Origin of the sequence: Nocardioides sp. LMS-CY, assembly GCF_018732145.1 — a bacterium.
GTDB lineage: Bacteria > Actinomycetota > Actinomycetes > Propionibacteriales > Nocardioidaceae > Nocardioides > Nocardioides soli.
This window is the reverse complement of the sequence record NZ_CP076104.1, coordinates 3921674-3941345: the sequence shown is the minus strand read 5'-3', so window position 1 is coordinate 3941345 and position 19672 is coordinate 3921674. Positions and strand designations below refer to the sequence as shown.

Here is a 19672-nt window from a genome sequence, read left to right as displayed (position 1 = left end):
GTGATCCGCGAAGGGAGCGTGCGTGGACCCAGGCACCGCCGGCTCCGCCCGGAGGCCAGCACCGCGGCTGCTGCCGATCGTCGGTCAGCTGCGGGACTACCGGCGCGCCTGGCTCCGCGGGGACCTGCTGGCCGGCGTCGTGGTCGCCGCGCTGATCATCCCCAAGAACCTCGGGTACGCCGGGATCGCCGGTGTACCCCTCGAGCACGGGCTGTACGCCGCGGCCGTCGGCGCCCTCCTGTACGCCGTGTTCGGCACCTGCCGGCAGATCTCGATGGGCCCGAGCTCCGGGCTCGCGGCCGTCGCGGGCGGCGCCGTGCTCGTCACCGGGATCACCGACACCGCGGACGTGGCCACCCTGGTCGCCGGGATCACCCTGGTCAGCGGCCTGATCTTCCTGGCGCTGGCCGTCTTCCGGATGGGCTGGCTCTCGCAGTTCCTCTCGCGCGCGGTGGTGACCGGCTTCCTCTTCGGCGCGGCGATCGACGTGGTCGTCGGCGAGCTGCCCAAGCTGACCGGCACCGACGCCGAGGGCGACAGCTCCTTCCAGGAGCTGTGGTCGTGGCTGTCGGGCCTCGACGACGCCCACCTCGACACGGTGCTCGTGGGCACGGTCGCGCTGGTGGTGGTCTTCGGCGTCCGCCGGTTCGCCCCGCGGCTGCCGGGCTCGCTGGTGCTGCTGGTGGGCGGACTGGTCGCGTCCGCCCTGCTCGATCTGGGCGACCACGGTGTCGCGCTGGTCGGCGACATCCCACGGGGGCTGCCGTCCTTCGACGTACCGGATCTCGGCCTGCTGGTCGACCACCCGAGCACGGTGCTGCTAGCGGCGTTCGCGCTGGTGATGATCGGGTTCTCCCAGACCGCGGGCGACGCGCGGTCGTTCGCGGCCAAGCACCGCTACCAGGTCGACATCGACCAGGAGTCGGTCGCCCAGGCCGCGGCGAACATCGGCGCCGGGCTGCTGAAGGGGATGCCGGTCTCGACCAGCCTCTCCGCGAGCTCGCTCAACGACCGCACCGGCGCGCGGAGCAACCTGGCGAGCCTGACCTCGGGGCTCACGGTGGTGCTCGCGCTGATCGTGCTGGCGCCGCTCTTCTCGTCGTTGCCCAAGCCGGTGCTGGCGGCCCTGATCATCGAGGCCGTCGTGATGGGGATGATGGACGTCGGCGAGATGCGCCGCCTGCGCCGGGTCTCGCGGGTCGACTTCTGGGTCGCGGTGGCGGCGATCCTCGCGACGCTGGTGTTCGGGGTCCTCGCCGGGGTGGCGATCGGGATCGCGCTCTCGCTGCTGTGGCTGGTCTACGTCGCCACCCATCCGCGACTCTCGACGCTCGGCCGCGAGGCCGGCACCCAGGTCTTCCGCGACCTCGACGAGCACCCGGACGACGAGACGATTCCCGGCGTCGTGGTGCTGCGGATGGACGGCGGCGTCTTCTTCGCGACCGCCGACACGCTCGAGGACCGGGTCCGCGCCGTGCTGATCGATCCCGACGTGCGCGGCGTCGTGCTGCACTTCGCGGGCGTCAACTTCGCCGACTCCCAGGGTGCGGCGACGCTCTCGGAGGTCATCAGGATGGCCGACGAGGCCGGCGTCGACCTGCGCTTCGCCGCGGTCCGGCCGGCGGTGCGCCGGCTGCTGGAGCGCGACGGCGTGATCGGCCGGCTCGGCGCCGACCGCGTGCACGGCAACGTCTACCGGGCCGTGGTCGCACTGACGACCGCCGAGCCGCCGGCCCACCATCGCGAGGAGCCGACCTGATGATGACCGAACTCCCGAGCCGGACCGACCCGCCCGCCGTCGTACCGCGGTGGGAGTGGCGCGCCTTCGGCGACCTCGCCGACGAGGCGCTCGCGTCGCTGCGGACCGTGGCCCCGGCGGTCAGCGACGAGACCTACGTGCTCTCGATGTGGACGAATGCCTCGGTCAAGGTGCGCGACGACCTGCTCGACGTCAAGGTGCTGCGCCGGGTCGACGGGGCCGGGCTCCAGCTGTGGACACCGACCATGAAGGCGGCCTTCCCCGTCGACGAGGCGGACGTGGCCGCGGCGTTCGAGGCCCTCGGCCTGCCGGTGCCGGTGTCCGGGCGACCCCGGCACACCCGCTCCGAGCTGCTGCTCGACGTGATCGGCGCCCACGACGAGCTCCGGCTCGTCGATGTGCACAAGGTGCGGCACCGCTCGGTGCTGGAGGGCTGCCTGGTCGAGTACACCGAGATCAGCGCCGAGGGCTCGTCCACCTGGACCGTCGCGGCGGAGTCGCCGGACCCCGAGCTCGTGTCCGCGACCGTCCGCAGGCTCGGCCTCGCGGGGCGTCGCAACACCTGCGTCGCCGACGGGCTCAAGGCGCTGCTCGGCTGGCGCCCGAGGCGGTACGCCGTCCTCGACGTCGGCACCAACTCGGTCAAGCTGGTCGTCGGCGACCGGGCGGGCCGGACCGAGCTCGACACTGCCGTGGTGACCCGGCTCGGAGAGGGCCTGGCGGAGTCCGGTGGGCTGACCCCCGCGTCGATGGATCGCACCGTCGCCGCGATCGCCGGTCTGCTCGACGACATCCGCGGCCGGGGCCCGGTCGAGATCGTGGCCGTCGGGACGGCGGGGCTGCGGCAGGCGCCCAACCGGGACGACTTCCTCGGCGCCGTCCTCGACCGCTGCGGGGTGGCGGTCGAGGTGATCTCGGGTCCGGAGGAGGCCCGGCTCGCCTACCGGGCGGCGGTCTCGTCCCTGACCTCCGGCGGCGACGGCCTGCTGGTCTTCGACTCGGGCGGTGGCAGCAGCCAGTTCACCTTCGGCAGTCGCGATCGGATCGCGGAGCAGTTCAGCCTCGACGTCGGTGCGGTGCGCCTGACCGAGCGGTTCGGGCTGGCGGGCGCCGTGCCTCGGGAGACCGTCGACGCGGCCCTCGAGGCGATCGCGGCCGAGCTGGGTCGGGTCGCCGGGCGGTCGCGGCCGGACGCCGTGATCGCGATCGGCGGCACCTCGACCAACCTCGCCGCGGTCAGCCACGGCCTGACGACGTACGACCCCGACGTGGTGCACGGCACCGTCGTCGACGTCGCCGAGGTGGACCGGCAGATCGAGGAGTACCGGCGGCGTGCCGCCGACGATCGCCGCACGATCGCCGGGCTCCAGCCCGCCCGGGCCGAGGTGATCCTCGCGGGTGCGTGCATCGTGCGCACGATCCTCACGCTGACCGGGCAGCAAGCGATCACCGTCAGCGACCGCGGCCTGCGCCACGGTGTGGCCGCCGAGCGGTTCGGAGGCTGATCCGGCTCTTGTCGTCCGAGAGAACGTGTTCTAGATTGGACAGGTGTCCAGTCTTATGTCCATCCCGGAGGTCTCGTACGTCGTGCCGGACGACCCCGGGCGGAACTGGGGCCACCTGGCCGAGATGCGGGTCGACCCGATCGGCCTCTTCGAGCGGGTGCGCGCCGAGTGCGGCGACATCGGCCGCTTCCGGCTCGCCGACAAGGACGTCGTGCTGGTCTCGGGCGCCGAGGCCAACGAGCAGTTCTTCCGGGCGCCCGACTCGACGCTCGACCAGGCCGCGGCGTACCCCTTCATGACGCCGATCTTCGGCAAGGGCGTGGTCTTCGACGCCTCGCCGGAGGAGCGCCAGCAGATGCTCAAGAACCAGGCGCTGCGCGGCGACATGATGCGTGGGCACGCCTCGACCATCGAGGCCGAGATCCGCCGGATGGTCGCCGACTGGGGCGACGCGGGCGAGATCGACCTGCTCGACTGGTTCGCGGAGCTGACGATCTACACGACGTCGGCCTGCCTGATCGGCAGGCCCTTCCGCGAGGAGCTCGACTCGTCGTTCGCCCACCACTACCACGAGCTGGAGCGCGGCACCGACGCGCTCGCGTACGTCGACCCCTACCTCGACATCGAGTCGTTCCGGCGCCGCGACGCCGCGCGGGAGCAGCTCGTCGAGCTGGTGCGGGGGATCATCGACCGGCGGAAGGAGCGGGGCACGGTGCCGAGGGAGGAGCGCGACCTGCTCGACGTGCTGATCTCGATCGACATGAGCGCCGACCACATCACCGGCATCTTCATCTCGATGATGTTCGCCGGCCACCACACCTCGTCCGGTACGGCGTCCTGGGCGCTCATCGAGCTGATGCGCAACCCCGAGACCATGGCCTCCGTCGTCACGGAGCTCGACGACCTGTACGCCGACGGCTCGGAGGTCTCCTTCCAGGCGCTGCGCTCGATCCCGCAGCTCGAGGCGGCGCTCAAGGAGACACTGCGCCTGCACCCGCCGCTGGTCATCCTGATGCGGGTCGTCCGGGAGGAGATCGAGCTGGCCGGGCACCGGATCCCGGCGGGCACGGTGGTCGCGGCGTCGCCGCGGGTCTCGAACCGGATCGGCACGGACTTCCCCGACCCGGAGACCTTCGACCCGGGCCGCTACGTCGACCCGCGCCAGGAGGACCTGCAGAACCGCTGGACCTGGATCCCGTTCGGCGCCGGCAAGCACCGGTGCGTCGGCAACGCGTTCGCGATGATGCAGATGAAGGCGATCTTCTCGGTGATCCTGCGCGACTACGAGTTCGAGATGGCCCAGCCGCCGGAGTCCTACCGCGACGACGTGTCGAAGATGGTGATCCAGCTCGAGCAGCCCTGCCGGGTGCGGTACCGCCGAAGGCAGCGGTGATGTCGGTGGCGGGTGGTGGTTTCGAGGCTCAGGCGCCAGCGCGCCTTCGCACCTCAACCACCGCAACGGCGGTTGAGGTGCGAGGAGCGCCAGCGACGAGCCTCGAAACCCCCACGGAGCAGGGGCGATGAGCTTCCGGGTGGTCGCCGACCTCGGCCTGTGCCAGGCGCATCAGGTGTGTCAGGGCGAGGCCCCCCAGGTGTTCGGCTTCGACGCGGAGGCCGATCGCGTGACGGTGCTCCAGGAGCACCCGGACGAGTCCCTGCGGTCCGACGTGCGGTCGGCCGTGAAGTACTGCCCGGCCATGGCGTTGGCCATCGAGGAGGAGTGACCATGCCGCTGACGCGAGCAGAGATCGAGGAGTTCTGGGAGTCCTGGCTGGCGATCAACCGGGAGGCCGAGCGGATCGGCGACTGGAAGATCATGGCCGACTGGTACGCCGAGGACGCGACGTACGGCTGGATGTACACGCCCGACGAGCACTTCATGGCGATCGGTCGCGAGGAGATCCGCGAGCTGGCGATCGGCCAGGAGATGGCCGGGCTCGACGGCTGGCACTACGACTACCAGGCGACGATGATCGACGAGAAGAGCCGGATGATCGCGGGCTTCTGGAAGCAGAAGTCCGGGATCACCGACGACGAGACCGGCGAGGAGTACGAGATCCTCGGCATCGGCGGGTCCTGGTTCGGTGTGGAGCGGCAGGACGACGGGGCGCTCAAGTTCGCGTGGCAGCGCGACTGGTTCGACCTCGGCTCCACCGCGCACACGTTCCTCGCGATCGCGTCCTCCGGCAAGGCGCCGCAGGGCCTGCTGGGCCGGATGGCGGTGGACGGCAGGAGCCAGCCGGGGCACTACCGGCTGCGTGACCTGCCGTCGACGGTGTGGCCGCCGCCGGTCGAGCGCGGGGACTTCATCACCCAGCAGGCCGCTCGATGACGGCGCTGCCGCCCACGGCCCAGCAGCTCGTTGACGGCGAGCTGGTCGGGGCCGGCGACGGCACGACGTACCCGATCCTCAACCCGGCCACGGGTGCGGAGATCGGTCGCGCCCCGGACGCCACGGCAGCGGACGTCGAGGGGGCGATCGCTGCCGCGCGCCGGGCCTTCGACGAGAGCGGCTGGTCGACGGACGTGGAGCTGCGGGTGCGCTGCCTGCGTCAGCTGCACCGGGCGCTGCTCGACCACGCGGACGCGTTCCGGGCGCTGACGACGGCCGAGGTCGGCATGCCCGGCTTCATGATGGGGGCGGCCGGGTTCGACGTGCCGGTCGACGGACTGCGGTGGGTCACCGACCTGGTGGAGTCCTACGAGTTCGAGACCGACCTCGGGGTCGCGGCGCCGATGGGGATCCCGTCGCGCCGGACCGTGCGTCGTGAGCCGGTCGGCGTCGTCGCCGCGATCACGCCGTGGAACGTGCCGACCCAGATCAACCTCGCCAAGGTCGGCCCGGCGCTCGCGGCCGGCTGCACGGTGGTGCTCAAGCCCGCGCCGGACACGCCGTGGCTGGCCTGCGAGCTGGGCCGGCTGGTCGCCGAGCACACCGACCTCCCTCCGGGCGTCTTCAACGTGGTCACCCCGCGGTCCAACGACGTGGCGGGGTTGCTGGCCACCGACCCGCGCGTCGACATGGTCTCGTTCACGGGCTCGACCGCGACCGGCCGGTCGATCATGGCGGCGGCCGCTCCGACGCTGAAGAGGGTCTTCCTCGAGCTCGGCGGCAAGTCCGCGGCGATCGTGCTCGACGACGCCGACCTCGCCTCCGCCGCTGGGGCGACGGCGTTCACCGCCTGCATCCACGCGGGCCAGGGCTGCGCGATCACCACGCGGCTCGTCGTACCGCGGGAGAGGTACGACGAGGCCGTGCAGGTCGCGGCCGCGACCATGGAGTCGATCGGCGCCAAGGACCCCGCCGACCCCGGCGCGATCTGCGGGCCGGTGATCTCCCGGGCGCAGCGCGACCGGGTCGAGGCCTACCTGCGGCTGGCTGTGGAGGAGGGCGGCAGGTTCGCCACCGGCGGCCGCGTCATCGACCAGGCGGGCTTCTGGGTCGAGCCCACGGTCATCGCCGGCCTCGACAATTCCAGCCGGCTGGCGCAGGAGGAGATCTTCGGCCCGGTGCTCGTGGTGATCGCGCACGACGGCGACGACGACGCGGTGCGGATCGCCAACGACTCGGCGTACGGCCTCTCGGGCTCGGTGGAGTCCGGCTCGCTGGAGCGGGCCCGCGCGGTGGCCGCCCGGATCCGCACCGGCACGATCGCCGTCAACGGCGGGGTGTGGTTCAGCCCCGACGCGCCGTTCGGCGGCTACAAGCAGTCCGGCATCGGCCGGGAGATGGGGGTCGCGGGCTTCGAGGAGTACCTCGAGACCAAGACGATCGCTGAGCCCGCATGAGGGACGTAGCGGTGTTTCGAGACAGGCGCCAGCGCGCCTTCCTCAACCACCGCGACGGTGGTTGAGGAGGTTGCGCTAGCAACCGTCTCGAAACCCAGTGAGCCAAGAGGAGACAGCAAGTGAGCAGGTTCCAGGGCAAGGTCGTCGTCGTCACCGGGGCGGCGCAGGGCATCGGCGAGGCGTACGCGCGAGCGCTGGCGGCCGAGGGCGCTTCGGTCGTGGTCGCCGACCTCAACACCCAGGCGGGCGAGAAGGTCGCCGCCGACATCGGCGGGCTGTTCGTGCGCACCGACGTGTCGTCCCACGAGTCGGCCGCCGCGCTGGTCGAGGCGACGGTGGCGGCCTACGGCGGCATCGACGGGCTGGTCAACAACGCCGCGATCTACGGCGAGATGGCCTTCGACCTGCTGATCAGCGTCGACTGGGACTACTACCGCAGGTTCATGTCGGTGAACATGGACGGCGCGCTGGTGATGACCCGCGCGGTCTACCCCGAGATGCAGAGGCGCGGGGGCGGGTCGATCGTCAACCAGTCCAGCACCGCGGCGTACCTCTACTCCGGCTTCTACGGCCTGGCCAAGGTCGGCATCAACGGACTGACCCAGCAGCTCGCGCACGAGCTCGGCGGCATGAGGATCCGTGTGAACGCGGTCGCCCCCGGCCCGACCGACACTGCCGCCACCCGCACGCAGGCCGGCGACGCGGCCCAGGAGCTGGTGAAGAACCTCGCCCTCAAGCGGATGGGCCAGCCCGAGGACCTGGTCGGCGCCTGCCTCTTCCTGCTCTCCGACGAGTCGGCGTGGGTGACCGGCCAGATCCTGGCCGTCGACGGCGGACAGACCTTCCGGCCATGACGACACGGGTGGGCTTCGTGGGTCTCGGCAACATCGGGAGGCCGATGGCGCTGCGGCTCGCGGCCGCCGAGGGCATCGAGCTGACCGTGTACGACGTGGTGCCGGAGCCGGTCGCGGAGCTGGCGGCGGCCGGCGCGAGACCGGCGGCCTCCGTCGGCGCGCTCGCCGACAGCTCCGACGTCGTCTGCGTGATGGTGCGCGACGACGACCAGGTCCGGGCGGTGGCCGCCGACGTCGGCGACGGCGCCGTGCTGGTGGTCCACTCGACCGTCGCGCCGGGCACGCCCGCCGAGCTGGAGGCCGGCGGGTCGACCGTGCTCGACGCACCCGTCAGCGGTGGCCCGATGGGCGCGGCCGAGGGCACGCTCGCGGTCATGGTCGGTGGCTCCGACGAGGCGTTCGTCCTGGCCCGCCCGGCGCTCGACGCGATGTCGTCGTACGTCGTGCACGCGGGCCCGCTCGGTGCCGGCACGCGGATGAAGCTGGCCCGCAACCTGATGCACTTCGTGGCGTTCACGGCCGCGACCGAGGCGCAGCGGCTCGCCGAGGCCTGCGGGCTCGACCTCGTCGAGCTGGGCAGGGTGGTCCGCCACACCGACGTGATCACCGGTGGCCCGGGCGCGATCATGCACCGCGACACGACCGCGCCGATCGTGGAGGGCGACTTCTGGCGCGGCGTGTTCGAGCACGTCGCCGCGCTGGGGGAGAAGGATCTCGGGCTCGCGGTCGAGCTCGCCGAGGGGCTCGACGTCGACGTACCGCTTGCGAGGCTGTCTCTCGAGCGACTGAGGAAGGGGCTTGGCCTTGGGTAAGTTCGACGACCTCCCGGAGACGCGTCGCCGGGGCCTGGAGCGGATGGAGCAGGTCTACGGCTTCGAGATGACCGACGGCACCGGCGACTTCTTCGCCTACACCGCCGACCACCTCTTCGCCGACATCTGGAACCGGCCCGGCCTGACCGACCGCGACCGCCGGCTGCTGCTGATCGGACTGCTGGCCGGCAGCCACCAGCACGACGTGCTGACCATCCAGATCCCCGCGGCGTACGCAGCCGGCGAGCTCGACGAGCAGCAGTTGCGCGAGATCGTGATCCTGCTGTGCCATTACGCCGGCTGGCCGACCGGCTCCCGGGTCAACCAGATCGTCGAGGAGACGATCGCCAAGGCGGCCCGGCAGGCCTGACCTGGGGGATAGCCAGTGACGGAATGGTCGTTCCCAGCGTCTGGGAACAGCCAATTCGTCACTGGGTATCGCGAGGTGTCTGGTGGTGGGTCGTGGGGGGTGGGGTCGTTGTCGTGGTCGGGGAGGGGTGGGGGTGGGGGATAGCCAGTGACGATGTGGTGGTTCCCGGGGTCTCGGAACGACCACACCGTCACTGGGTATCGCGAGGTGTCGGTCAGAAGAGGTCCGGCACGGTCCAGCCGTCGAGGTCGTACTCGGCGAGGAAGTCGTCGGCGAAGCCCTTCATCGCGTCGACGCCACCGCGGGCCTGGGCGGCGAAGAGCAGCTCGGCCTTCACGTTCTCGTGGTTGCCGGAGTAGTTGCGCTCGTAGAGCTCGTGGCGGCCGCCGAACTCGGAGCCGATCGAGTCCCAGAGCGCCTTCATCACCTTGACCCGCTCGACCGCGGTGATGCCGTCGGAGCCGCGGACGTACCGGTCGAGGTAGGGCCGCACCTCCGGGCTCTTGAAGTCGGCGGCGCCCGACGGCAGGTAGATCAGGCCGGAGGCCACGTCCTGCTCGATGATCTCCTTGACGCGCGGGTAGCCGTGGATCATGAACATCCGGTAGGTCAGGCCGTACTCGAGCTTCGGGATCACGGCGTCGCCCACCCACGGCTCGGGGTCGCGGGCCATCGACTCGGTGAGCGACCAGAAGAGGTTGCGCCACCCGATCACCTCGCCGACGCGGGTCTGCACGCCGCGGAAGCCGCCCGACCCGGTCGAGTCGAGCGCCTTGAGCAGCAGGCCGGCGAGGAAGTCGAGCTTCACCGCGAGCCGCGTGCAGCCCTGGAAGGTGAAGCGCGGCAGGAAGCCCGACTGCGGGAAGAACGCGTTGATCCGGTCGACGTCGCCGTACATGAAGACGTTCTCCCAGGGCACCAGCACCTTGTCGAAGACGAAGATCGTGTCGTTCTCGTCCATCCGGCTCGACAGCGGGTAGTCGAACGGCGAGCCGTTGCGCGCGGCCTGCTCCGTGTACGACGTGCGGCAGATCAGCTTGATGCCCGGCGCGTCCATGGGCACGGTGCAGATCAGCGCGAACTGCTTCTTGCGGATCGGCAGGCCGTAGTGGGCGATGAAGTTGTAGTTGGTGATCGCCGAGCCGGTTGCCACGACCTTGGCGCCCGAGACGATCAGCCCGGCGTCGGTCTCCTTCTCGACCTTCATGTAGACGTCGCCGACCTCGTCGGGCGGCAGCTGGCGGTCGACCGGCGGGTTGATGATCGCGTGGTTCCAGTAGAGGACCTTCTCCTGCGACTCGCGGTACCAGCGCTCGGCGTTCGCCTCGAACGGCGCGTAGAGCTCCTTGTTGGCGTGCAGGGTGCCGAGGAAGCTGGCCTTGTAGTCGGGGGAGCGGCCCATCCAGCCCCACGTCATCCTGGCCCAGCGGGCGATCGCGTCGCGCTCCTTGAGCAGGTCGGCCGACGACGTCGGGGTCTTGAAGAACGGCATGGTGACGCCGCCGTTTCCGGTGTCGGTCGGCACCGTGAGCTCGTCGACGTGCGGGCCGGTGTGCAGGGCGTCGTAGAGGCGCGCGGTCATCCGCACCGGGTTGCGGAACGCCGGGTGGGTGGTGACGTCCGGCACTCGCTCGCCGTGCAGGTAGATCTCGCGGCCGTCGCGGAGGCTCTCGATGTACTCGTCGCCCGTCATCGGCCGGGAGGCGAAGTTGGTCCGCTTGTTGGCGGGGGCGTCGGCGGCCGGGTTGACGGTCGGCGGCGCGTCGTCGGCCGGGATGTCGCTGGGGCGCTCGGTCAGCGTGGTCATGGCGGTGCTCCTCGGTGTCGGTATCGGTCTCAGAAGTGGCTGGCGGACGGGATCGGGGTGAAGCGGGTGGCGGCGTCGAACCACCCGCTGTGCGGGTCGTCGGCGCAGTGCAGCCAGGTGGCGTCCGCGCTGCGGCCACCCAGGTGGTGGAAGGCGCTGCCGTGGAAGAGCAGCGGCCTGCGGTCGTGGACCTCGACATCGACGACCTCGCCGAGGAAGAGCAGGTGGTCGCCGCCGTCGTCGGTGCGCCACGGCCGGCACGAGACGGTCGCGGCCGTCCCGCAGAGCAGCGGGGCGGTCGGGCCGTCTCGCCAGCGCACCGGGTCGGTGCCCGGGCGTCCGGCGAACCGCATCGCGACGTCGACCTGGTCGGCCGCCAGCACGTTGACGGCGTACGCCGCGCCGTCGAGCAGGCCGCAGGCCTTCGAGGCCCGGGTGAGGGCGACCTGCACCAGCGGCGGGTCGAGCGAGATCGGCGTGAACGCCGTGACGGTGGCGCCGTGCGGCGTGCCGTCGGCGGTCTCGCAGGTGATGACCGTGACGCCCGTGGCGAACCGGCCGAAGGTGTCCCGGAGCGTTCTCGTGTCCATGGCCCGGGGACGCTAGGCGCGCCTCGGTGGCGGGTCGATCCGCTTCGCGAAGCACCTATCCGGATCACGATCCGGGGGTGTGACGGATCTCGCTCCCAGGGCTACCGTGTGCCGCGAACACCTTGGAGGTGCGCCCATGGTCATGACCGTGGACCCGGACTGGGACTCGTTCTCGGGCGCCGTCGCCGACGCCTACTTCCCGCACGAGCTCGTCGTTCGGCGCGCCCCCGACCAGCCGCAGCCGGTGCTCCGCTCGGTGGCCCTCGGGCCGGTCCGGCTGGCCCGGATCGGCTGGGGCTCCGACGTCTCAGTCGAGTCCGATCACCCCGGCGCGTGGGCGGTCAACGTGCCGCGCAGCGGGGTGCTCGAGGCGCGGATCGGGGAGCGGCACGTGCTGTCGGTGGACGGCCAGGCGACGATCTGCCCGCCCGACGTCCGCACCCGGATGACGCGCTGGTCGGCCGACTGCGCGATCGTCGGCATGCGGGTCGACAAGGACTACCTCGGCCAGGAGGTCGCGACCCTGGTCGGCGGGTCGACGCGCACGATGCCGCGCCAGCTCGACCTGCGCACCGCCTCCGGGAGCACCTGGCTGAGCCTGTTGTCGTCGATCGGCAGCGAGGTGCTGCACAACCCCGCGCTGAGCGGTGACGACCAGGTCGCCCGACGGCTGGGCGCGACGCTCACCGCCGCCCTGGTGCTCGCGTGCTACCCCGACTCGTCGGAGTGCGGGTCGCTGCAGCCGCGCATCGTCTCGCGCGTGCTGGACGCGATCGAGGCCGACCCCGCCCGGCCGTGGACCGCCTCCGAGCTCGCCACGATCGCCGGCGTCGGGATCCGCCGTCTCCAGCAGGGCTTCCGGGAGTACCGCGGCACGACTCCGACCGTCGCGCTGCAGGAGATCCGGCTCGAGCGCGTGCACGCCGACCTGCTGGCCGGCCACCCCGGCACGGTCGCGGACGTGGCGTACCGCTGGGGCTTCAACCACCTCGGCCGCTTCGCCGCCGCCTACCGCGAGCGGTACGGCGTGCCGCCGTCGCACACGCTGCGCGGCTAGATGACTAATTCCAAGGTCTCGCACGCTACGCGACGCTCAGCATCCACGCTGGCTGCGTTGCCAGCGCTCGAGAGACATCCAGTCTGTCGTCGCGCCGGCGCCTGGCCAGCGCGGCGCTGAGCGCCGCTCGCTTGCACGATCCCTTGGGATTACTCATCTAGTGGGCACCGGCTAGCGTCCCCGGCATGGAGCTCCGCCACCTGCGCTACTACGTCGCCGTCGCGGAGGAGTGCCACTTCGGACGCGCGGCCGAGCGGCTGCACATCGCCCAGCCGCCGCTCTCGCAGCAGATCAAGCAGCTCGAGTCCGAGCTCGGCGTCCAGCTGCTGACCCGGTCGACCCGCCGCGTCGAGCTCACCCCGGCGGGGGAGCGCTACCTGCAGCGGGCCCGGGAGATCCTCGCCGGCGTCGACGACGCCGCCGACGAGGCGGTGCGGGTGGCCGCGGGCGAGATCGGCCGGGTGACGATCGGGTTCACCGGCTCCGCGACGTACGAGCTGCTGCCGACGCTGAGCCGGGTGCTGCGCGCCGAGCTCCCCGGGGTGCGGCTCGACCTGCGCGGTGAGCTGCTGACCCCCGGCCAGGTCGCCGGCCTCCTCGACGGCTCGCTGGACGTGGGGCTGCTGCGCCCGCCGGTCGGCGACGCCGACGTCGAGGTGCGGCACCTGCGCGACGAGCCGCTGGTCGCCGTGCTGCCCGAGAGCCACCCGCTCGCGGCGGCCGAGGCCGTCGCGATCTCGGACCTGCGCGACGAGCCGTTCGTGGGCTATCCGTCCCAGCATCGGTCGGTCGTGCACGACGCGGTCGCGGCCGCGTGCCGTGGTGCTGGCTTCGCCCCGCGCCCGACCGAGGTCGCCGAGACCTCGACCCTCGTGTCCTTCGTCGCCGCCGGGCTGGGCGTGGCGCTCGTGCCCGCATCGGTGCGGCACCTGCGGATCACCGGCGCGACGTACCGTCCGCTGGCGGGGCGGGCGCCGACGGTGGCGCTGGCGCTCGCGACCCGCCGTGGCGATCCGTCGCCGGTGGTCGCGCGCGTCGTCGACGCGGTGCGCGCCGCGCTCGATCAAGACGCCTGAGGTCTCAGTCGAGACGAACTGTGTCCTTCACTTGACCTGGTCGGCGTGTGACGCTCGTCGCATGAAGATCAGCCGGGTCGAGGCGATCCCCTACGCGATCCCGTACCGCAAGCCCCTGCGGTTCGCGAGCGGCGAGGTGCTGACCGCCGAGCATGTCCTGGTGCGGGTGCACACCGACGACGGCGTCGTCGGCACCGCCGACGCGCCGCCCCGGCCGTTCACCTACGGCGAGACCCAGACCTCGGTGCGCTCGATCGTGGCCGACGCCTTCGGTCCGGCGATCGTCGGGACCAGCATCCTCGACCGCGAGGTCGTGCTGGCCCGGCTCAACCGCACCGTCGGCAACCCGGTCGCCAAGGCCGCCGTCGACATGGCGATCTGGGACGCGATCGGCCAGACCCTCGGCGCGTCGGTCACCGAGCTGCTCGGCGGCTGGACCGACCGGTTGCGGGTCTCGCACATGGTCGGCTTCGCCCCGGCCGCCGAGATGGTCGCCGAGGCCGAGCGGATGCGCGACGAGCACGGCGTGACGACGTTCAAGGTCAAGGTGGGCCGCCGGCCCTACCGCCTCGACGTCGACGCCTGCCGGGCGCTGCGCGAGGCGCTCGGCCCCGACGTCGAGCTGTACGTCGACGGCAACCGGGGCTGGACCGCCAGCGAGGCCGCCCGGGCCCTGGAGGAGATGGCCGACCTCGGCCTCTCCTTCGCCGAGGAGCTGTGCCCGGCCGACGACGTGCTCGGCCGCCGGTGGCTCGTGCAGCAGGCGACCATCCCGATGTTCGCCGACGAGAGCGTCGCGCGCCCCGGAGAGGTGACGCGCGAGCTGCTGTCGGGTGCGGCGACCGGCATCAGCATCAAGACGTCGCGCACCGGCTTCACCACCAGTCAGCGCCTCGTCGGACTGTGCGAGGGCCTCGGCGTCGAGGTCGTGATCGGCAACCAGATCGACAGCCAGGTGGGCTCGCTCTGCGCGGCCGCCTTCGGCGCGGCGTACCCGCTCACCGCCCGGCGCCCGGCCGAGCTCTCGAACTTCCTCGACATGACCGACGACCTGCTCGCCGAGCCGCTCGTGATCGAGGACGGCGAGCTGCGCGTGCGACAGGGACCCGGTCTCGGGATCGAGATCGACGACGACAAGCTCGCGCGCTACCGCCAGGACCGCGATCACCACCAGCCCAGCAAGGAACGGAGCACGACCATGACCCAGCAGCTCGACCACCCGGAGCTCACCGAGCAGGAGGCCACCGCCGCCGCCTCGGGCGCCAACGCCACCGCGGTCTTCCGCTCCAAGGCGGCCGCCGCCGGCCCCGCGATCAGCAAGGAGCGCGTCGACGAGGTCGCCACGGCGGCGATCCGCGCGCTGCACGACGTGATCCGTGAGAAGCAGGTGACCTACACGGAGTACGACCACCTGAAGAGCTGGCTGATCCAGGTCGGCCTCGACGGCGAGTGGCCGCTGTTCCTCGACGTGTGGCTCGAGCACGTCGTCGAGGAGGTCGCGAACGCCGACCGCCAGGGCAGCAAGGGCACCATCGAGGGCCCGTACTACGTGCCGGAGTCGCCGGAGCTGCCCGCGGTCGCAACCCTGCCGATGCGCGACGACGAGCCGGGCACCGACCTCGTCTTCCAGGGCCAGGTCCGCTCGGTCGACGGTGCGCCGCTCGGCGGTGCCGTCGTCGACATCTGGCACGCGGACGACTACGGCTTCTACTCGCAGTTCGCCCCCAGCCTGCCCGAGTGGCTCTTCCGGGGCCGGGTCGTGACCGACGAGGAGGGCCGCTTCGCGATCGGCACGAAGCAGCCCGCGCCGTACCAGATCCCGACGGACGGCTCCTGCGGCCGGCTCATCGACGCGGCGGGCTGGCACGCCTGGCGGCCCGCCCACATCCACCTCAAGGTCTCCGCCGACGGCCACCAGACCGTCACGTCGCAGCTCTACTTCGAGGGCGGCGAGTACGTCGAGACCGACATCGCCGACGCCGTGAAGCCCGAGCTGATGCTGGCCCCGACGCCGCGCGCCGACGGCCAGGGCAACGAGGTCACCTACGACTTCGTCCTCGACCCCGCCCACGACCCCGCCCACGACCCCGCCCACGACTGATGCCGTTGTACGCCGTCCGCATGGACGTCGACCTGCCGGCCGACCTGCCCGGGCGGGAGGAGCTGCTCGCCCGGGAGCTGGCCTACAGCCAGGACCTGCAGCGCTCCGGCGCCTGGCGCCACCTGTGGCGGATCGCCGGGCAGTACTCCAACCTGAGCGTCTTCGACGTGGCGGACAACGACGCGCTCCACGACCTGCTGTGGAACCTGCCGCTCTTCCCCTTCATGACGATCGACGTGACCCCCCTCGCACACCATCCCTCGTCGATCGACTGAGCGGCACCCCACGACAGGCCCCCGCACCTCGTGCGGGGGCCTGTCGCTCGCCACGCCGCTCCGGTCTGGACAGGCACGCCTCGATGGCGAGTCAATGGCGAGGTGAACGAGCTGTGGATGGTGCGGCACGGGCGGACCGAGTGGAGCGCCGCGGGGCGGCACACGTCGACGACCGACGTCCCGCTGCTCCCGGAGGGCGAGGAGGTGGCGCGAGAGCTGGCTCCCCGCCTCGCCGAGGTGGACTTCGCCCAGGTGCTGACCAGCCCCCGGCTGCGCGCCCGACGTACGGCGGAGCTCGCGGGGTTCGCGGAGGCCGAGGTCGACGACGACCTGGCCGAGTGGGCGTACGGCGACTACGAGGGCACCACCACCGAGGAGATCCGCGAGCACGACCCGGGCTGGACGATCTGGACCCACCCGGTGCCCGGCGGCGAGAGCGCCGAGCAGGTGCGGGCGCGGCTCGACCGGGTGGTCGCGCGGGTCCGGGCGGTCGACGGCCGGAGCCTGGTCTTCGGGCACGGCCACGCCCTGCGCGCGCTTGCGGCGCGCTGGCTGGGCCGCCCCGTCGGAACCGGCCAGTACCTCCAGCTCGACACCGCGACCCTGTCGATCCTGGGCTACGAGCGCGAGCACCCGGTGCTGCACCGGTGGAACGCCCCGTGACCCGGGGAAGACCGATGATCCAGGTTCCGTTGGAGACGGCATGAAGAAGATCGGGTTTCTGTCCTTCGGGCACTGGACGCCCTCGCCGCAGTCGCAGACGCGGTCGGCCTCGGACGCCCTGCTCCAGTCCATCGACCTGGCCGTCGCCGCCGAGGAGCTCGGCGCCGACGGGGCGTACTTCCGGGTCCACCACTTCGCGCGCCAGCTGGCCTCGCCGTTCCCGCTGCTGGCCGCCGTCGGCGCCCGCACCGGCCGGATCGAGATCGGCACCGGCGTGATCGACATGCGCTACGAGAACCCGCTGTACATGGCCGAGGACGCCGGCTCCGCCGACCTGATCGCCGGCGGCCGGCTCCAGCTCGGCATCAGCCGGGGGTCACCGGAGCAGGTGGTCGACGGCTTCCGCTACTTCGGGTACGCGCCGGCGGAGGGAACCGACCACGCCGACATGGCGCGCGAGCACGCCCGTGTCTTCCTCGAGGTGCTCGAGGGTGCCGGGTTCGCCCAGCCCAACCCGCGGCCGATGTTCCCGAACCCGCCCGGCCTGCTGCGCGTCGAGCCGCACTCGCCCGGGCTGCGTGACCGGATCTGGTGGGGTGCCGGCTCCCGGGCGACCGCCGAGTGGACCGCCGAGCAGGGCCTGAACCTGATGAGCTCGACGCTGCTCACCGAGGACACCGGCGTGCCCTTCCACCAGCTCCAGGCCGAGCAGATCCAGCGGTTCCGTGACGCCTGGCGGGCCGCGGGACACGACCGCGAGCCGCGGGTCTCGGTCAGCCGGAGCATCTTCCCGATCGTCAGCGACACCGACCGGATGTACTTCGGTCACGAGTCGCGCAGTCAGGACCAGGTCGGCCACCTCGAGGGCGGGCTCGCGCGCTTCGGCAAGTCGTACGCCGACGAGCCGGACCGCCTCGTCGAGGCGCTCGCCGAGGACGAGGCGATCGCCGCCGCCGACACGCTGCTGCTCACCGTGCCCAACCAGCTCGGTGTGGACTACAACGCCCACGTGATCGAGAGCGTCCTCCGCCACGTCGCGCCGGAGCTCGGCTGGCGCTGATCCGGCGCTGATCCGGCGGCCGCGCACGCCGCGGCGGACCCGTTCGAGCCACGGATCCGGCCCAGCTGGTCCAGACAGCGTTCGACCCCGCCGGCCCAGGGGGTGTCGCCGGCGGGGTCGTCGCACTTACCGCCACGCACCCCCGAGATAACCGACCGGCCGGGGTTGGGGGGCCGGGGCCGATGGGAGGTCTCGGTGCGTGGTGTATGGCCATTCTGCCACACTCCTTGCCAAGATATGACAAATACTTGTCACATCGCGTTCCGCCCGGGACGCCTTGGAGAGGGAGAAAAAGATCATGGTTCGCACGCGCAAGCTGCTCGTCGGTGTCGTCGCTGTCCTGTCGCTGGTCGGGTTCGGAGGTGCCGTGCAGGCCGCCTCGGCCGACTCGTCCACGCAGGTGTCGGCTCACCGCTGGTGCTGCTGACCTCCTGCTGAGGTCGTCAGCCTGACGTTGTCAGCCTGAGGTCTCGGCCGCGAGTCGGCTCGTGACCTGTGGCTGCGGACGGCGTGTGACGGGAGCCACCAGACCGGTGGCCGCTGCGGCACGTCGGTAGGCGTCGAGTGCCGCTGTGGCATCTCCGACGCTCTCGAGGAGACCCGCCAGCTCGAACCAGAGCTGGGCCGCGGACCGGTCGGCACCGAGACCGGTGAGCAGCAGCACGGCCTCCTGGAAGTGGTCTCGAGCGACCGCGGGATCGCCATCGGCGATGGCGATCTGGCCGAGCAGGGCGTAGGAGTCCGCGGCCACGATCGGCGTGGTGGTGCGGGCTGTCGTGGCGGTCTCTGCTGCCTGCATGCGGGCGGAGTGGACGTTCCCGAGCAGCCACTGGGCGCGCGCCTGGGCGAGATGGTTGTCGGCCAGGTCTCCCGGGAGGGCGCCGGCGATCTCCAGGTCGTGGGCGGCGCTGGTCAGGTGGTCGAGTGCCTCGATGGGCTCCGGCGGGTCCACGAGCAGCTGCTGGATGCCCAGCTCGGTGCGCAGCCGGGCGACGTTGCGTGCGTCGCCGCTCGCCTCGAGCACGGCGAGCGCCCGCCGGGTCATCGGCAGGGCGAGGTGGGTGTTGCCGCGCATCGTCTCGATGATCGAGAGGTTCCAGTACGCCGACGCCTTGGCCACCGGAGAGCTGGCCTCCTCGGCGCGGTCGATGACCCGCTGGCACATCCGCGACGCGTAGCCGACGTCGCCCTGCTCGACGTACGCCGCTGCCAGGGAGAGCGTGAGGCGGACGGCCTCGTCGAGCCCGGTCATGCCGTGCTCCTCGATGAACCGCGACGCCTCGTTGCCGACCTCGATGGCCCGGCCGAGCTCGCCGGACTCGCGGTAGCAGCGGCACAGCGCGGTCAGGCCCGCGAGCCAGGTGAGGTCGTGGGGGCTCGTCTCCGCGAGGTCCTCGAGCGCGATGATCGCCGCTGGGACGTCCCCGGTGAGCTCGAGCGTGCTCGCGCGTAGGTACGACGCCTCGCGCTTGACGTCGGGGAGCTCCTCGACGGCGGGATCCGCGAGGATGCGGTCGACGATCTCGAGGGCCTGGCCGCCCGAGCCGGTGGCCAGCGCGAGCTGGGCGTGGTCGAGCTCGACCCGCAGCTCGGTGACGCGGTCGGGGGAGACGCCGACGAGTATCTCGTCGACGGTGACGCCGAGCGAGCCGGCCAGGGCCTCCAGGAGCTCCGGGTCGGGGCGGCGCTGGCCGCTCTCGATCCGGGAGACGTAGCCGATGGACACCGCGTCGCCCGCGACCTGGGCCTGGGTGAGGCCCGCCCGCAGGCGTGCGGAGCGGAGCCGGCCGCCCAAGGTGGCCAGGTCGATGGTGCGGCTGAGTTCGAGAAGATCGTCGCGCATCTCACCATTGTGACGGAAAATGACAAATCTGTGTCAGAACGTGTTGCAGGCCGCTTCCGCCCGACCGTCCGGACGGGTGCCGGAGGGGTGCCGGAGGGGTGGTACGGGACA

Annotated in this window: 19 protein-coding genes; 16 read left to right on the top strand and 3 right to left on the bottom strand. The window is 71.8% G+C overall.

Annotation, left to right across the window (positions count from 1 at the left end):
* Positions 1–22 precede the first annotated feature (22 nt).
* The 9 genes from KM427_RS18750 to KM427_RS18710 all read left to right on the top strand — a co-directional run bounded on the left by KM427_RS18750 (position 23) and on the right by KM427_RS18710 (position 9089).
* Positions 23–1759 (top strand): SulP family inorganic anion transporter, encoded by a 1737-nt coding sequence (locus KM427_RS18750; RefSeq protein ID WP_215524904.1) that lies wholly within the window; start codon positions 23–25, stop codon positions 1757–1759.
* Complete coding sequence (locus tag KM427_RS18745; protein ID WP_252274663.1) at positions 1759–3264, top strand: Ppx/GppA phosphatase family protein; 1506 nt, start codon at positions 1759–1761, stop codon at positions 3262–3264. Before KM427_RS18750 ends, KM427_RS18745 begins: the two co-directional genes overlap by 1 nt.
* Positions 3265–3307: 43 nt before the next feature.
* The gene (locus KM427_RS18740) at positions 3308–4657 is read left to right on the top strand and encodes a cytochrome P450 (RefSeq protein ID WP_286674202.1); all 1350 of its coding nucleotides are present in this window, start codon (positions 3308–3310) and stop codon (positions 4655–4657) included.
* Positions 4658–4784: 127 nt separating this feature from the next.
* Positions 4785–4988, top strand: coding sequence for a 4Fe-4S domain-containing protein (locus KM427_RS18735; RefSeq protein ID WP_215524903.1), 204 nt, complete (start codon positions 4785–4787; stop codon positions 4986–4988).
* Positions 4989–4990: 2 nt separating this feature from the next.
* The gene (locus KM427_RS18730; protein WP_215524902.1) at positions 4991–5596 is read left to right on the top strand and encodes a hypothetical protein; all 606 of its coding nucleotides are present in this window, start codon (positions 4991–4993) and stop codon (positions 5594–5596) included.
* Complete coding sequence (locus KM427_RS18725) at positions 5593–7053, top strand: aldehyde dehydrogenase (RefSeq protein ID WP_215524901.1); 1461 nt, start codon at positions 5593–5595, stop codon at positions 7051–7053. The genes KM427_RS18730 and KM427_RS18725 overlap by 4 nt, the downstream gene beginning before the upstream one ends.
* A 119-nt stretch (positions 7054–7172) precedes the next feature.
* A complete protein-coding gene (locus KM427_RS18720; RefSeq protein ID WP_215524900.1) occupies positions 7173–7907 on the top strand; it encodes an SDR family oxidoreductase in 735 nt (244 codons plus the stop codon).
* A complete protein-coding gene (locus tag KM427_RS18715; protein WP_215524899.1) occupies positions 7904–8719 on the top strand; it encodes an NAD(P)-dependent oxidoreductase in 816 nt (271 codons plus the stop codon). The genes KM427_RS18720 and KM427_RS18715 overlap by 4 nt, the downstream gene beginning before the upstream one ends.
* Positions 8712–9089: a carboxymuconolactone decarboxylase family protein gene (locus KM427_RS18710; RefSeq protein WP_252274661.1), complete on the top strand. Its 378-nt coding sequence runs from the start codon at positions 8712–8714 to the stop codon at positions 9087–9089. The genes KM427_RS18715 and KM427_RS18710 overlap by 8 nt, the downstream gene beginning before the upstream one ends.
* 214 nt (positions 9090–9303) lie before the next feature.
* Here KM427_RS18710 and KM427_RS18705 read toward each other — a convergent pair whose 3' ends face one another.
* A complete protein-coding gene (locus KM427_RS18705; protein ID WP_215524898.1) occupies positions 9304–10896 on the bottom strand; it encodes a 4-hydroxyphenylacetate 3-hydroxylase family protein in 1593 nt (530 codons plus the stop codon).
* 29 nt (positions 10897–10925) lie between these two features.
* Positions 10926–11486, bottom strand: coding sequence for a flavin reductase family protein (locus tag KM427_RS18700; RefSeq protein ID WP_215524897.1), 561 nt, complete (start codon positions 11484–11486; stop codon positions 10926–10928).
* A 136-nt stretch (positions 11487–11622) separates the two neighbouring features.
* On the opposite strand from KM427_RS18700, the gene KM427_RS18695 reads away from it, so the two are divergent.
* The 7 genes from KM427_RS18695 to KM427_RS25750 all read left to right on the top strand — a co-directional run bounded on the left by KM427_RS18695 (position 11623) and on the right by KM427_RS25750 (position 18145).
* Positions 11623–12543, top strand: coding sequence for an AraC family transcriptional regulator (locus tag KM427_RS18695; RefSeq protein ID WP_215524896.1), 921 nt, complete (start codon positions 11623–11625; stop codon positions 12541–12543).
* 185 nt (positions 12544–12728) lie between these two features.
* Positions 12729–13619, top strand: coding sequence for a LysR substrate-binding domain-containing protein (locus KM427_RS18690; protein WP_215524895.1), 891 nt, complete (start codon positions 12729–12731; stop codon positions 13617–13619).
* Positions 13620–13680: 61 nt separating this feature from the next.
* The gene (gene catA / locus KM427_RS25575) at positions 13681–15720 is read left to right on the top strand and encodes a catechol 1,2-dioxygenase (protein WP_252274658.1); all 2040 of its coding nucleotides are present in this window, start codon (positions 13681–13683) and stop codon (positions 15718–15720) included.
* Between the two features lie 20 nt (positions 15721–15740).
* The gene (locus KM427_RS18675; protein WP_252274656.1) at positions 15741–15995 is read left to right on the top strand and encodes a muconolactone Delta-isomerase family protein; all 255 of its coding nucleotides are present in this window, start codon (positions 15741–15743) and stop codon (positions 15993–15995) included.
* 117 nt (positions 15996–16112) lie between these two features.
* Positions 16113–16658 carry a histidine phosphatase family protein gene (locus KM427_RS18670; protein ID WP_215527678.1) on the top strand — a complete coding sequence of 182 codons (546 nt, stop codon included), beginning with the start codon at positions 16113–16115 and terminating at the stop codon, positions 16656–16658.
* A 40-nt stretch (positions 16659–16698) separates the two neighbouring features.
* Positions 16699–17718, top strand: a complete 1020-nt coding sequence (locus tag KM427_RS18665; protein WP_215524893.1) for an LLM class flavin-dependent oxidoreductase — start codon at positions 16699–16701, stop codon at positions 17716–17718.
* Positions 17719–18016: 298 nt separating this feature from the next.
* Positions 18017–18145: a hypothetical protein gene (locus KM427_RS25750; protein ID WP_281374675.1), complete on the top strand. Its 129-nt coding sequence runs from the start codon at positions 18017–18019 to the stop codon at positions 18143–18145.
* Between the two features lie 30 nt (positions 18146–18175).
* On the opposite strand, the gene KM427_RS18660 is transcribed toward KM427_RS25750, so the two are convergent.
* A complete protein-coding gene (locus KM427_RS18660; protein WP_183593321.1) occupies positions 18176–19561 on the bottom strand; it encodes a helix-turn-helix domain-containing protein in 1386 nt (461 codons plus the stop codon).
* Between the last annotated feature and the right edge of the window lie 111 nt (positions 19562–19672).